The organism is Streptomyces sp. NPDC045022 (assembly GCF_056432605.1).
On the sequence record NZ_JBWKIR010000005.1, the window covers coordinates 26,001 to 39,713 of the forward strand.

Sequence of the window (13,713 nt, forward strand, 5' to 3'; positions counted from 1 at the left end):
GACCGGACAGGCTGCGGTCAGAGCTTCTCGGGGGTCCGGATGCCCAGCAGGGCCATGCCCCGGTGCAGCGTGCGGGCCGTCACGTCACACAGGAACAGACGGTTCTCCACCTGCTCCGGCGTCTGCGCCTTCAGGACCGGGCACTTGTCGTAGAACGTCGTGTAGAGGGACGCCAGCTGGTACAGGTACGCGGCCAGCTTGTGCGGGGCGTGCTCCGCCGCCGCCTCCCGCACCGTCTCCGCGAACGCGTCCGCGTGCAGGCCCAGCGCCCGCTCCGCGTCCGCCAGTTCCAGCTCCGGGTGCGCGGCCGGGTGCACCTCGCCGGCCTTGCGCAGGATGGACTGGATACGGGCGTACGCGTACTGGAGGTACACGCTCGTGTCGCCGTTGAGCGAGACCATCTGGTCCAGGTCGAACTTGTAGTCCCGGTTCGCCGACGTCGACAGGTCCGCGTACTTCACCGCGCCGATGCCCACCTGGGCGCCCCGCTCGGCGATCTCCTCCTCGGAGAGGTCCTGCGCCTTCTCCCGTACGACCGCGGCGGCACGCTCGATCGCCTCGTCGAGGAGGTCGACCAGGCGGACCGTCTCGCCCTCACGCGTCTTGAACGGCTTGCCGTCCTTGCCGAGGACCGTGCCGAAGGCCAGCTGGACAGCCGTCACGTCGTCGTTCAGCCAGCCGGCCCGGCGCGCGGTCTCGAAGACCATCCTGAAGTGCAGCGCCTGGCGGGCGTCCACCACGTACAGCAGGGTGTTCGCCTTGAGGTTGAAGACGCGGTCGCGGATCGCGGAGAGGTCGGTGGCCGCATAGCCGTAGCCGCCGTCCGACTTCTGCACGATCAGCGGGACCGGATTGCCGTCCGGGCCCTTGATGTCCTCGAAGAAGACACAGAGGGCGCCCTCGGAGCGGACCGCCACGCCCGACTCCTCGAGGAGGCGGCAGGTCTCCGCCAGCATGTCGTTGTAACCCGACTCGCCGACGATGTCCGCGTCCCGGATCTCCATGTCCAGCTTCTCGAAGACGGAGAAGAAGTAGATCTTCGACTCGTCCACGAACTTCTGCCAGATGGCGAGCGTGTGCGGGTCACCGGCCTGGAGGTCGACCACCCGGCGGCGGGCCCGCGTCTTGAACTCCTCGTCGGAGTCGAAGAACTTGCGGGCGGCCTTGTAGAGGCGGTCGAGGTTCGACATCGCCTCCTCGCCGGTCACCTGGGCGTCCTTGTGGTCCAGTTCGTGCGGGTGCTCGTCCAGGTACTGGATCAGCATGCCGAACTGGGTGCCCCAGTCGCCGATGTGGTGGCGGCGGATCACGTTCTCGCCGGTGAACTCGAGGAGCTGGACCACCGAGTCGCCGATCACCGCGGAGCGCAGATGGCCGACGTGCATCTCCTTCGCCACGTTCGGCTGCGCGTAGTCGATCACCGTCGTACCGGGGTTCGCGGCGGTCGGCACGCCGAGGCGGCCCGTCTCGTCCGCGTACCGCGCGGCCAGGTTCCCGGTGATCGCCTTGTCCGCGATCGTGATGTTGAGGAAGCCGGGGCCGGAGACCTCGACGTCCTTGATCACGTCACCCGTCACCACCTGGGAGACGACCTGGGCCGCCAGCTCCCGTGGGTTCGCCTTCGCCTTCTTGGCGAGCGCCAGGATCCCGTTGGCCTGGAAGTCCGCCCGGTCGCTACGTCGCAGCAGCGGGTCGGCGTCGGCGGCCTCCGGCAGGATGGCCGAGAGGGCGGACGCGAGGTGCTGCTGGACGGAGTCGCTGAGGGACGTGACCGAGGCCATAGGAAGGGGTGCCGTTCTCCTCGTGGGGATGGACAGTCCCCGTCAGTATCCCATGGGGGGTAAAGCGGTTTTCCCGGTCGCAAGGCGGTCTGTGACAATGGGGTGTCACCCGTTCAGAAAGAAGGACGTGCCGATCGTGGCTCAGAGCACCGAGACCACCGACTGGGTCTCCCGTTTCGCGGATGAGGTCATCGAAGAGTCGGAGCGCCGTGCCCCGGGCAAACCGGTCGTGGTCGCGTCCGGCCTCTCCCCCTCGGGCCCGATCCACCTCGGCAACCTCCGCGAGGTCATGACCCCGCACCTCGTCGCCGACGAGATCCGCCGTCGCGGACACCAGGTCCGCCACCTGATCTCCTGGGACGACTACGACCGGTACCGGAAGGTGCCGGCGGGCGTCGCGGGCGTCGACGAGTCGTGGGCGGAGCACATCGGCAAGCCCCTGACCTCGGTGCCGGCCCCGAAGGGCTCCGCGCACCCGAACTGGGCCGAGCACTTCAGGGCCGCGATGATCGAGTCGCTGGCCGGGCTGGGCGTCGAGTTCGACGGGATCAGCCAGACGGAGCAGTACACCTCCGGTGCCTACCGCGAGCAGATCCTGCACGCGATGCGGCACCGGGGCGACATCGACGCGATCCTCGACCAGTACCGGACCAAGCCGAAGCCGGCCAAGAAGCAGCAGCAGAAGGCGGTCGACGAGGCCGAGCTGGAGGCCGAGGAGGGCTCGGGCGCCGCGTCCGAGGACGACGGCAGCTCCGGCTCCGCCGGGTACTTCCCGTACAAGCCGTACTGCGGCGACTGCGGCAAGGACCTGACGACGGTCACCTCCTACGACGACGACACCACCGAGCTGGCGTACACCTGCACCGCCTGCGGCTTCGCCGAGACCGTCCGGCTCAGCGAGTTCAATCGCGGCAAGCTGGTCTGGAAGGTCGACTGGCCGATGCGGTGGGCGTACGAGGGTGTGATCTTCGAGCCGAGCGGTGTCGACCACTCCTCCCCGGGGTCCTCCTTCCAGGTCGGCGGCCAGATCGTCGCCATCTTCGGTGGCAAGCAGCCGATCGGCCCGATGTACGCCTTCGTCGGCATCTCCGGCATGGCGAAGATGTCGTCCTCCCGCGGCGGCGTGCCCACCCCGGGCGACGCGCTGAAGATCATGGAGCCGCAGCTGCTGCGCTGGCTGTACGCCCGGCGCAGGCCCAACCAGTCCTTCAAGATCGCCTTCGACCAGGAGATCCAGCGGCTCTACGACGAGTGGGACAAGCTGGCGGCGAAGGTCACGGACGGCTCCGCCCTGCCGGCGGACGTGGCCGCGTACACGCGTGCCGTCGGCACCGCCGCCGGTGAGCTGCCGCGGACGCCGCGCCCGCTGCCGTACCGCACGCTCGCGTCCGTCGCCGACATCACCGCCGGGCACGAGGACCAGGCCCTGCGCATCCTTTCCGAGCTGGACCCGGAGCAGCCGCTGGCGTCGCTGGACGAGGTCCGCCCGCGGTACGACAGGGCCGAGGCGTGGATCAACACCCAGGTCCCCGCCGACCAGCGCACGATCGTCCGCGACGAGCCCGACGCCGAACTGCTGAAGTCCCTCGACGAGGCGTCCCGGCAGTCGGTACGCCTGCTGCTCGACGGGCTCGCCGAGCACTGGTCGCTGGACGGGCTGACGCACCTGGTCTACGGCGTGCCGAAGGTGCAGGCCGGGTTCTCCGCCGACGCGACGCCGAAGGAGCTGCCGCCGGAGATCAAGACGGCCCAGCGGACGTTCTTCGCGCTGCTGTACCACCTGCTGGTGGGGCGCGACACCGGGCCCCGGCTGCCCACGCTGCTGCTCGCGGTGGGGCAGGAGCGGGTGCGCGCCCTGCTCGGGGAGTAAGCGGTACGGAAAAGGGGCCCTCTTCTCGGAGGGCCCCTTCTTCATACCGTCACGCGATGTGTTCGTCCTGGAGGTTCCGGGTGTGGCGCTCGGCGAAGCGGCTGACCATGCGGTCGGACTCCCGTGGGGGAAGAGCGATACCGAAGGTCGCCTCGACGTCGTCCCTGAACTGGGCCGAGGTGGGATAGCTGCCGTCGATCGACTTGCGGAAGACCAGGTAGAAGTCCTCCTCGGTCGGCTCCGGCTCCGGGGTGCCGCCGCCCTCGCCCAGCTCCCGGGTGCGGTTCGGGCCCACCGGGATGGGGAAGCTGCCGGTCTCCTCGGCAGAGGGCTGCTGGAACTGCTCCGGGGGCTGATCCTCGTACCAGTCCTCGTACTGCTCCTCGGGTTCGTACTGAGGCTCGGGGGGCGGTTCGTAGGTGGGGTCGTAGCCGCCGTGGTACTCGATCTCGCGCTGGGCCTGGAACCAGGGGCTCTGCTCGTCCACGGGCGGTTCGGGGCGCTGGTCGCCGGGGCGCGCCGCCTGCCGGGGGCCGGGCGCATCCCCGGCGGCACGACTGCCCGCGGCGGCGGGGGAGGCATGGGCGGCCGCCAGCTGCGGCTGCGGTGCCGGCGGCAGCAGGACCGGCTCGATGCCCGCCGCCGCCAGCCCGGCCGGGGCCGTTTCCCCCAGGGGGACGCCGTAGCGGGCGAGGCGCAGGGGCATCAGGGACTCCACGGGAGCCTTGCGGCGCCATGCCCGGCCGAAGCGGGAACGCAGCCGCGCCTGGTAGACGAGACGTTCCTGCTCCAGCTTGATGACCTGGTCGTAGGAGCGCAGCTCCCACAGCTTCATGCGGCGCCAGAGGAGGAAGGTCGGGAGCGGGGAGAGCAGCCAGCGCGTCAGGCGCACCCCCTCCATGTGCTTGTCGGCCGTGATGTCCGCGATCCGGCCGACGGCGTGGCGGGCCGCCTCCACGGAGACCACGAACAGGATCGGGATCACCGCGTGCATGCCCACGCCCAGCGGGTCCGGCCAGGCGGCGGCGCCGTTGAAGGCGATCGTCGCCGCCGTCAGGAGCCACGCCGTCTGGCGGAGCAGCGGGAAGGGGATGCGGATCCAGGTCAGCAGCAGATCCAGGGCCAGCAGGACACAGATGCCCGCGTCGATGCCCACCGGGAACACGTAGGAGAAGTTCCCGAAGCCCTTCTTGACGGCCAGCTCGCGGACGGCCGCGTATGAACCGGCGAAGCCGATGCCGGCGATGATCAACGCACCGGACACGACCACGCCGATGAGAACGCGGTGCATTCGAGTCAGCTGCAGTGGCGCGGCCACTCGTACTCCCCTCCCCTTGCGTGTTGTTGCGCGCAACAGAGTGGCACACGTGTGCGGTGGACGTGCTGCCGGTCAGGCCTTACGGCCCTCCTGGTCAGTTCTTCCCGGCGGCCGACTTGGACGGGGACGCGCTGGAGGAGGGGGCCCTGGACGGCGACTTGGACGGCGACTTCGAGGCCGGCGCGGAGGGGGACGCGGGAGCCGCCGGGGCCGAACTCTGCGCAGGACCTTCACCGTTGGCCGCCGCCACGGACGCGACCGCGTCCTTGAGCGCCTTCTCCGCGGCCTTCGTCAGGTCGTCGGCGTCCGGGGTCTTCTCGCCCGCCAGGCCGGCGCCGTTGTAGTCGAGGGTGACGACGACGTTCTCGACCCGGGCCAGGACGGTCTGCTGCTTGAAGAGGCCTTCCTTCTTCTTCAGGTCGAAGCGCACCGCCGTCGCCTCCGCGCCCGTACCGGACAGCGGGACCACCTTGGTGTTCTTGGCGCCCTCCACCGCCTGGGCGTCCTTGAGCTGCCGGGTGTAGTACGCGTGCGCCTGCGCGTCACCGGAGCCCCGCGCGGTGTCCGACTCGAAGCGGAGCAGGGAGACGTTCAGCCAGCGGAACTGGGAACCCTTGACGCCGTTGTTGTCCAGGCTGCTCCAGGCACACGAGGAACGGGCCGACGGGTCGTCCGAGCTGCCCTTCTTGCCCGCCTTCGCGCCCTTGGGCACCAGATCGGTCAGGGTCTTCTTCGGCAGCACCGCACAAGAATCCGGGAGCCTCTTGTACGCGGCCGCCTGCACGGTCGGGGACGCGCTGGCGGAGGGCTCCGTGGAACTGCCCGCGGACTGCTGGGCGGAAGCGCCGTCGCCGCCCTTGGCCTTGGAGTCGCCCGAGTCCGAGGAGCAGGCCGCGGTGATCAGTACCGCGGGGACGGCTGCCGCGCAGACAAGAGCGCGGCGAAGGCGCTTGGCTCGCTGGTCAGTCTGGGCACGGTCGTCTCGCTGGGCTGCTCGCTGCATGGTTCCTTCACTCATGACGCTCGGTGTTCGTGCGGGTTCCTGCGGGGCCCCACGGTACGCGGTGAGGGAGCTGTGCGGTTTCCGTTCGACTGCTTCGCGTGCGGGGCCGGGTGGCGCCGCCGCGGCCGTCAACCGCCCAGCGCGTCGGCCAGTTGAGAGGCCAGCTCACGGGCCCTGTCCTGCATTTCCTTGCTGGCCGGGACCGTTCCCATGGCCGTCGGCTGCTCCTCGTACTGGATGGTGACGACGACGTTGGACGTGCGGAACACCACAGTCACCGTCCGCTGTTCGGCCGTCGAGCCGGAGGTGCTCGGCTCGTCGTCGAGGTACGCCTCGTCACCGAGATCGGGGAGCGTGCGCGGCTGCAGACCGGTGGGGGTGTCACCGGAGGACCCGGAGGAGGGGTCGGAGGAGGGGTCGGAGGAGGGCTCGGAAGCGGAGTCGGAGGCCGAACCGGACGGGGTGCCCGAGGGGGTCGCCCGGTCGCTCGTGGAGGCCGTGGGCGACGGGGTGGCGGTCGAGGTGCCCGCCGTCGCCGAGCCGCTGGCCGGATCCGGCAGATCGGCGGCCGTCTGCTTCTCCTGGAACAGCTTCCGCGCCTGGTCGTCGTCGCTGACCGCGTTGTCGTACGACACCACGCGCTCGAAGTCGACCGAGAGGCGGTCGGTGGCGGCGGCCGACTCCACCTTCCAGTGGCAGCCGACCTTGCGGTCGGTGTCGTAGGTGAGCAGGGCCTCGCCCTGGTAGGCCTTGTCCCGCTGGCTCGGGTCGGTGATCTGCGTGATGCCGGGCAGCAGCGAGTCGAGCGTGTCGTTGCCGACCGCGCGGCAGGGCTCGGGCAGGGTGCGGTACTTGCCGGGCTGGGCGGTGGCCACGGTCGTCCCGGAGTCGCCCGGGTTGGCGTCGTCGGTCGGGCTGTCGCCCCCGGAGCCGCTCGTGCAGCCGGCCAGCAGCGCCGCGAGGAGGGCGGCGGTGCCGGGTACGTACGCCTTGCGCTGCACGGTCGGGCTCCTCTCGACGGTGTGCGATCCGACGCTGGTCGATCGCTCGGTGCTCCAGTGTCCCCGCTGGTTATTCGCTTGCCGCGGCGGGGCGCCCCCTGGAGACAATGTGTATCGCACGCACCGCCGTGGACGCCGGTCCCTCGTCCCTTTTCATGGGCCTGGCCGCTGCTTTTGCGTTTTGTTGCTTCCAAGCCTTTTGTTGCCTTTGTCGGGGGAATGAGGAACGTATGTCGTACGTGGAGATGCCGGGTGCGAAGGTCCCGATCCGGATGTGGACGGACCCCGCGGCGGTCGAGGACGTGGCCCTGCGCCAGCTCCAGAACGTGGCCACCCTGCCGTGGATCAAGGGCCTGGCCGTGATGCCGGACGTCCACTACGGAAAGGGCGCGACAGTCGGGTCGGTCATCGCGATGCGGGGGGCTGTGTGCCCGGCCGCGGTGGGCGTGGACATCGGCTGCGGTATGTCTGCGGTGAAGACGTCCCTGACGGCGAACGACCTGCCGGGCGACCTGTCCCGGCTGCGCTCGAAGATCGAGCAGGCGATTCCGGTGGGACGGGGGATGCATGAGGATCCCGTCGAGCCGGGACAGTTCCACGGGCTGGCCACCGGGGGGTGGGACGAGTTCTGGCGGCGGTTCGATGGCGTCGCCGAATCGGTCAGGTTCCGTCAGGAACGTGCCTCGAAGCAGATGGGAACGCTCGGAGGCGGGAATCACTTTGTCGAGGTGTGCACGGATACGGACGGTTCCGTCTGGTTGATGCTCCACTCCGGTTCCCGGAACATCGGCAAGGAACTCGCCGAGCACCACATCGGCGTGGCCCAGAAGCTCCCGCACAACCAGGGCCTGGTCGACCGCGACCTCGCGGTCTTCGTCGCGGACACCCCGCAGATGGCGGCTTACCGCAACGACCTGTTCTGGGCGCAGGAATACGCCAAGCACAACCGCGCGATCATGATGGCGCTCCTGAAGGACGTGATCCGCAAGGAGTTCAAGAAGGCCAGGCCGACCTTCGAGCCGGAGATCTCCTGCCACCACAACTACGTGGCGGAGGAGCGGTACGAGAGCATGGACCTGCTCGTGACCCGCAAGGGCGCGATCCGGGCCGGCTCCGGCGAGTACGGGATCATCCCGGGTTCGATGGGCACGGGCTCGTACATCGTGAAGGGCCTCGGCAACGAGAAGTCCTTCAACTCGGCCTCGCACGGCGCCGGTCGGCGGATGAGCCGGAACGCGGCCAAGCGGCGTTTCTCGACGAAGGACCTGGAGGAGCAGACGCGGGGCGTGGAGTGCCGTAAGGACTCCGGTGTCGTGGACGAGATCCCGGGCGCCTACAAGTCGATCGACCAGGTCATCGACCAGCAGCGGGACCTGGTCGAGGTCGTGGCGAAGCTGAAGCAGGTCGTCTGCGTGAAGGGCTGACGACGCCTTCCACCCCGTCAGGGCGGGCCGGAACCGTACCGGCTCGCCCTACTTCGCGTGCCGGACCGCGTAGATCATGACGAAAGCCATGAAGTGGATGCCGAAGAGGAAGTAGGCCAGGAAGTACCAGACCTGGCGCTCGTCCTTCGTCTCCTGGGCCAGGCGGCGTTTCTCCAGGGAGCCGTCGTCGGGCATCACTGCTCCCGGTGGACCTTGGTGTTGGACGCCTGGGCGCGGGGGCGGACGACCAGGAGGTCGATGTTGACATGGCTGGGGCGGGTGACCGCCCAGGTGATCGTCTCGGCCACGTCGTCGGCGCTGAGGGGCTCGGCGACGCCCGCGTAGACCTTGGCCGCCTTCTCCGTGTCGCCGCCGAAGCGGGTCAGCGCGAACTCGTCCGTCTTGACCATGCCGGGCGCGATCTCGATGACCCGGACCGGCCTGCCGACGATCTCCAGGCGGAGGGTCTCGGCGAGCACGTGTGCGCCGTGCTTGGCGGCCACATAGCCCCCGCCGCCCTCGTAGGTGCCGTGGCCGGCGGTGGAGGACACCACGACGACCACGCCGTCGCCGCTCGCGACCAGCTTGGGGAGCAGCGCCTGGGTGAGGTTCAAGGTGCCGATGACGTTCGTCTCGTACATCGTGCGCCAGTCCGCCGGGTCGCCGGTGGCCACCGGGTCCGCGCCGAGAGCCCCGCCCGCGTTGTTGACCAGGACGCCGATCGTCTGGAAGGCGGTCGCGAACTCGTCCACGGCCGCGCGGTCCGTCACGTCCAGCTGGTACGCCACCGCCGAGTGACCCGCCTTCGTCAGCTCCTCGGCCAGTGCCTCGATGCGGTCCTTGCGGCGGGCGGTGAGGACGACGCGGTAACCGGCCTCGGCGAGCTGCCGGGCCGTGGCGGCGCCGATGCCGCTGCTCGCACCGGTGACGACGGCGATGCGGGAGGCGGCGGACGGGGCTGCGGTGGCCATGGGCTGCTCCTGGGCTCGGTGCGCGGTCGGTTCCGTCCAGCGTAGGCGAGCCTCAGGCGCCGTTCCTCGGCGCCCACATGATCACGGCCATGCCGGCCAGGCAGATCAGCGCTCCGGCGATGTCCCAGCGGTCGGGGCGGAAGCCGTCGGCGAGCACGCCCCACAGGATCGAGCCGGCCACGAAGATCCCGCCGTAGGCGGCGAGGATGCGGCCGAAGTGGGCGTCCGGCTGGAAGGTGGCGACGAAGCCGTACGCGCCGAGCGCGAGGACACCGCCGGTGATCCACAACCAGCCGCGGTGCTCGCGTACGCCCTGCCAGACCAGCCAGGCGCCGCCGATCTCGAACAGCGCGGCGACGACGAACAGGGCGGCGGAGCGGAGGATCTGCATGGGGGCAGCCTGGCACGCGGGGGCGGGTCACCTGTTGGACGGCGCCTGGTGCGCGGCTCGCGTGGCATACATCCGTACGGCGAGCGGGAGCGGAGTGCCGGCGCGAGCGTGCGGTGGCCAGGAGTGGTGAGGAGTGGGAGCCGTGGGCGCAGTGGGTGGCGTGATGAGGGGCGTGCCGATGCGGGCGTGGGTGTTGTCCGGGGTGTGCGCTGGTGCGATGGTGGTGCCGGGAATCGCGGTGGCCGATCCCGTGCCGGAGGCCGACCTGACCTTTCACGGGACCGCGGTGATGACCGGGGACCAGGTGGAGGTACGGCTGACCCCGCGCGACGACGGACCCGCCGCCCTTGCCGACGCCACGGTGCGGCTGCGCTGGTCGGTGGCGCTGGCGGACGGGCAGCAGTTGCCCGCCCGGTGCGTCCGCGAGGACGAGCGGACGGTGCTGTGCGGGACCGGGGCGCTGGCCGCGGACGCGGCGGGGGAGCAGCTGCGCGTGCCGGTACGGCTGCGGGAGCGGCCGTCGGAGGTGACGCTGGAACTGGACACGGCGTGGAGCGGGGGCGCCGTGGACAAGGACCGGACGAACGACCGGCTGACGGTGCTCGTCCTGGCCACCGGGGACGAGTACGCCTTCTGAGCCGCCGGGTCAGGCGGGGTTCTCCTCGTCGTAGCGTTCGCGGGCCGCGCGTACCTCGTCGAAGTGGTTCTCCGCCCAGTCCTTCACCGCGGTCAGCAGGCAGGCGAGGCTGCCGCCCAGCGGGGTGAGTTCGTAGTCGACGCGGACCGGGACGGACGGGGTGACCGTGCGGCTGATGATGCCGTCCCGCTCCAGGGCGCGCAGGGTCTGGGTGAGCATCTTGGGGCTGACACCGGCGATCCTGCGGCCGAGGTCGCTGTAGCGCAGGGGGCCGGCGGCCAGGGCGGCGACGACCAGGCTGACCCACTTGTCGCTGAGCCGGCCGAGGAGCTGGTTGGTGGGGCAGCTGCGCAGGAACGCGTCGTAGTCGGCGCGGGCCTGTTCGCGTCGCTCGGCGGCGGTCATGGTCGCCATGGGCTCTCTCCTCCGGGTCACCAACGCACTCTCAGGTAACTACTTACCCCTGGATAGTAGCTCTCCTAGGGTTGGTGCTGCGGCCGGGAAACCGGCTGAATCCAACCAAATTCCGTGAGTGCGGGGAGAATTGGCATGCGTGCTGCTGTGGTGCGGACGTTCGGTGGTCCGGAGGTCGTGGAGATCGCCGAGGTGGCGGTGCCGGAGCCGGCGGGGCAGGTGCGGATCAAGGTCGCGGCCGGTGCGCTGAACCCGGTGGACCTGCTGGTGCGGGCCGGTGTCTTCGGCGGGGCGGGAAAGACGCTCGGGCTCGGCTGGGACGTCGCCGGGACGGTGGACGCGGTGGGTGTGGCCGCCGCCTGGCAGGTGGGTGACGAGGTGGTCGCGCTGGTGCCGGGGGTGGCCGATCCGCTGGGAGCGCACGCCGAGTACGTCGTCGTGGCCGCGGACGCGGTGGCCAAGGCGCCGGCCACGGTGGACGCGGTGCACGCGGGCACCCTGCCGCTGAACGGGCTGACCGCCGCCCAGGCCCTCGACCTGCTGGCGCTGGAGCCCGGCGCGTCGCTGGCGGTGACCGGTGCGGCGGGCGCGGTCGGCGGATTCGCGGTGCAGCTGGCCGTGCGCCGGGGGTTCGTGGTCACCGGGCACGCCCGGGCGGCCGACGAGGAGCTGGTGCGGTCGCTGGGGGCCGCGCAGTTCACGGCCGAGGGAGTCCGGCCGGGGAGCGTGGACGCGGTGCTGGACGTGGCGCTGCTCGGGGCACCGGCCCTGGAGTGGGTGCGGGACGGAGGAGTCTTCGTCAGCGCCCGGCCCGGCGGGCAGCCCGCCTCCGTGCGCGGGGTGCGGACCACGGCCGTGGAGGTGAGCGCCGACGGGGCGCGGCTGGCGGAGCTGGCCCGGCTCGTGGACGAGGGAGCGCTGACCCTGAGGGTGGCCGAGACCTTCGCCCTGCAGGACGCGGCCAAGGCACACGCCCGGCTGACCGAGGGCGGGGTGCGCGGGCGAGTGGTGCTGGTGCCCTGAGGGGACGGGGTCGCCGGGTCCGGGGTGCGGGGTGCGGCTTCCCCCGGCCGGCGGGTCGGAGTCGTCGGTCCCTGGGGCCGCTTTCGGCAGGGCGTAGGGGCCGGAATAACCAGGGGTGGGTGGCCGTTGGCGGGTATAGTTGAATCGTCAACAACCTGGAGGGTGAGCGACCATGCAGTTCGGGATCTTCACGGTCGGCGATGTCACGCCGGACCCCACCACGGGGCGTACTCCGACCGAGCGCGAGCGGATCAAGGCCATGGTCGCCATCGCGCTGAAGGCCGAGGAGGTCGGGCTGGACGTCTTCGCGACCGGTGAGCACCACAACCCGCCGTTCGTGCCGTCCTCCCCGACGACCATGCTCGGCTACATAGCGGCGCGGACGGAGCGGCTGATCCTCTCCACCTCCACCACCCTGATCACCACCAACGACCCGGTGAAGATCGCGGAGGACTTCGCGATGCTGCAGCACCTGGCCGACGGGCGCGTCGACCTGATGATGGGCCGCGGCAACACCGGGCCGGTCTACCCCTGGTTCGGCAAGGACATCCGCGACGGCATCGACCTCGCCGTCGAGAACTACGCCCTGCTGCGCCGCCTGTGGCGCGAGGACACCGTCGACTGGGAGGGCAAGTACCGGACGCCGCTGCAGGGGTTCACCTCGACGCCCCGCCCGCTGGACGACGTACCGCCGTTCGTCTGGCACGGCTCCATCCGCTCGCCGGAGATCGCCGAGCAGGCCGCGTACTACGGCGACGGCTTCTTCCACAACAACATCTTCTGGCCCGCCGACCACACCAGGCGGATGGTCGAGTACTACCGGACCCGGTACGCCCACTACGGGCACGGCACCCCCGAGCAGGCGATCGTCGGACTGGGCGGTCAGGTGTTCATGCGCCGCGACTCGCAGGACGCGGTGCGGGAGTTCCGGCCGTACTTCGACAACGCGCCGGTGTACGGCCACGGGCCCTCGCTGGAGGACTTCAGCGAGCAGACCCCGCTGACGGTCGGTTCCCCGCAGCAGGTCATCGAGAAGACGCTGGCCTTCCGCGAGTACGCCGGTGACTACCAGCGCCAGCTGTTCCTGATGGACCACGCGGGGCTGCCGCTGAAGACCGTGCTGGAACAGCTCGACCTGCTCGGCGAGGAGGTCGTACCGGTGCTGCGCGAGGAGTTCGCGAAGGGGCGCCCGGCGGATGTGCCGCAGGCCCCGACCCACCAGTCCCTGCTCGCCGCGAAGGAGGCGACCACCGTATGAAGCTCGTCGTCGTATCGGCGGGACTGAGCGTCCCGTCCTCCACCCGGCTGCTGGCCGACCGGCTGGCCGCCGCGGTGGACCGGCGCACACCGGCGGACATCCAGGTGGTCGAGCTGCGCGACCTCGCGGTCGAGATCGCGCACAACTTCACCAACGGGTTCGCCGGGAAGGCCCTGGCCGCCGCGCAGGACGCGGTGGCGGGGGCCGACGGGCTGATCGTCGTCACGCCGGTGTTCAGCGCGTCGTACAGCGGGCTGTTCAAGTCGTTCTTCGATGTGCTGGACAAGGACGCGCTGGCCGGGAAACCGGTGCTGATCGCGGCCACCGGGGGTACGGGCCGGCACTCGCTGGTGCTGGAGCACGCGCTGCGGCCGTTGTTCGCGTATCTGCGGGCCGTGGTGGTCCCTACGGCCGTGTACGCGGCCTCCGAGGACTGGGGCGCGGAGGGGCTGGCGGAGCGGATCGAGCGGGCGGCGGCGGAGCTGGCCTCTCTGATGCCGCTGACGGTCCGGGCCGGTGAGCCCGTTGTCGTGCCCTTCGCCGAGCAGCTGGCCGCGTTGCGGCGCTGACGCTCGCCCACCCGCCCGACACGGCCACCACCCGGCCGACCCGAGAACGCGGC

General features: G+C 70.7%; 14 protein-coding genes. 6 read left to right on the top strand and 8 right to left on the bottom strand.

Annotated elements, in window-relative coordinates; translation table 11 throughout:
• Nucleotides 1-17: 17 nt before the first annotated feature.
• A complete protein-coding gene (gene argS / locus AC07C1_RS11270; RefSeq protein ID WP_478938452.1) occupies nucleotides 18-1,781 on the bottom strand; it encodes an arginine--tRNA ligase in 1,764 nt (587 codons plus the stop codon).
• Between the two features lie 127 nt (nucleotides 1,782-1,908).
• Here argS and lysS point away from each other — a divergent pair, with 127 nt between their 5' ends.
• The gene (lysS, locus tag AC07C1_RS11275) at nucleotides 1,909-3,651 is read left to right on the top strand and encodes a lysine--tRNA ligase (RefSeq protein WP_478938453.1); all 1,743 of its coding nucleotides are present in this window, start codon (nucleotides 1,909-1,911) and stop codon (nucleotides 3,649-3,651) included.
• A gap of 49 nt (nucleotides 3,652-3,700) precedes the next feature.
• Here the strand turns inward: lysS and AC07C1_RS11280 are convergent, their stop codons facing one another.
• From AC07C1_RS11280 to AC07C1_RS11290, 3 genes are all read right to left on the bottom strand, one after another.
• The gene (locus AC07C1_RS11280) at nucleotides 3,701-4,942 is read right to left on the bottom strand and encodes a DUF2637 domain-containing protein (RefSeq protein WP_478938454.1); all 1,242 of its coding nucleotides are present in this window, start codon (nucleotides 4,940-4,942) and stop codon (nucleotides 3,701-3,703) included.
• A gap of 121 nt (nucleotides 4,943-5,063) precedes the next feature.
• Complete coding sequence (locus AC07C1_RS11285) at nucleotides 5,064-5,972, bottom strand: DUF3558 family protein (protein ID WP_478938455.1); 909 nt, start codon at nucleotides 5,970-5,972, stop codon at nucleotides 5,064-5,066.
• 128 nt (nucleotides 5,973-6,100) lie between these two features.
• Nucleotides 6,101-6,973 (bottom strand): DUF3558 domain-containing protein, encoded by an 873-nt coding sequence (locus tag AC07C1_RS11290; protein WP_478938456.1) that lies wholly within the window; start codon nucleotides 6,971-6,973, stop codon nucleotides 6,101-6,103.
• Nucleotides 6,974-7,203: 230 nt separating this feature from the next.
• On the opposite strand from AC07C1_RS11290, the gene AC07C1_RS11295 reads away from it, so the two are divergent.
• Nucleotides 7,204-8,397 carry an RtcB family protein gene (locus tag AC07C1_RS11295; RefSeq protein ID WP_478938457.1) on the top strand — a complete coding sequence of 398 codons (1,194 nt, stop codon included), beginning with the start codon at nucleotides 7,204-7,206 and terminating at the stop codon, nucleotides 8,395-8,397.
• Nucleotides 8,398-8,445: 48 nt separating this feature from the next.
• Here AC07C1_RS11295 and AC07C1_RS11300 read toward each other — a convergent pair whose 3' ends face one another.
• Genes AC07C1_RS11300 through AC07C1_RS11310 form a run of 3 tightly spaced genes read right to left on the bottom strand, consistent with a single transcriptional unit; the run spans nucleotide 8,446 to nucleotide 9,759 of the window.
• Entirely contained in the window at nucleotides 8,446-8,592 is a 147-nt protein-coding gene (locus tag AC07C1_RS11300; RefSeq protein ID WP_478938458.1) for a hypothetical protein, read from the bottom strand.
• A complete protein-coding gene (locus AC07C1_RS11305) occupies nucleotides 8,592-9,368 on the bottom strand; it encodes an SDR family NAD(P)-dependent oxidoreductase (RefSeq protein ID WP_478938459.1) in 777 nt (258 codons plus the stop codon). Before AC07C1_RS11305 ends, AC07C1_RS11300 begins: the two co-directional genes overlap by 1 nt.
• 52 nt (nucleotides 9,369-9,420) lie before the next feature.
• Complete coding sequence (locus tag AC07C1_RS11310) at nucleotides 9,421-9,759, bottom strand: YnfA family protein (protein WP_478938460.1); 339 nt, start codon at nucleotides 9,757-9,759, stop codon at nucleotides 9,421-9,423.
• Between the two features lie 217 nt (nucleotides 9,760-9,976).
• On the opposite strand from AC07C1_RS11310, the gene AC07C1_RS11315 reads away from it, so the two are divergent.
• Nucleotides 9,977-10,396 (top strand): hypothetical protein, encoded by a 420-nt coding sequence (locus AC07C1_RS11315; RefSeq protein ID WP_478938461.1) that lies wholly within the window; start codon nucleotides 9,977-9,979, stop codon nucleotides 10,394-10,396.
• Between the two features lie 9 nt (nucleotides 10,397-10,405).
• Here the strand turns inward: AC07C1_RS11315 and AC07C1_RS11320 are convergent, their stop codons facing one another.
• Nucleotides 10,406-10,810, bottom strand: a complete 405-nt coding sequence (locus AC07C1_RS11320) for a winged helix-turn-helix transcriptional regulator (protein WP_478938462.1) — start codon at nucleotides 10,808-10,810, stop codon at nucleotides 10,406-10,408.
• A 135-nt stretch (nucleotides 10,811-10,945) separates the two neighbouring features.
• On the opposite strand from AC07C1_RS11320, the gene AC07C1_RS11325 reads away from it, so the two are divergent.
• The 3 genes from AC07C1_RS11325 (at nucleotide 10,946) to AC07C1_RS11335 (ending at nucleotide 13,660) form a co-directional block, all read left to right on the top strand.
• Nucleotides 10,946-11,833: a zinc-binding dehydrogenase gene (locus AC07C1_RS11325; protein WP_478938463.1), complete on the top strand. Its 888-nt coding sequence runs from the start codon at nucleotides 10,946-10,948 to the stop codon at nucleotides 11,831-11,833.
• Between the two features lie 172 nt (nucleotides 11,834-12,005).
• A complete protein-coding gene (locus tag AC07C1_RS11330) occupies nucleotides 12,006-13,091 on the top strand; it encodes an LLM class flavin-dependent oxidoreductase (protein ID WP_478938464.1) in 1,086 nt (361 codons plus the stop codon).
• Entirely contained in the window at nucleotides 13,088-13,660 is a 573-nt protein-coding gene (locus tag AC07C1_RS11335; RefSeq protein ID WP_478938465.1) for a CE1759 family FMN reductase, read from the top strand. The genes AC07C1_RS11330 and AC07C1_RS11335 overlap by 4 nt, the downstream gene beginning before the upstream one ends.
• Nucleotides 13,661-13,713: the final 53 nt, after the last annotated feature.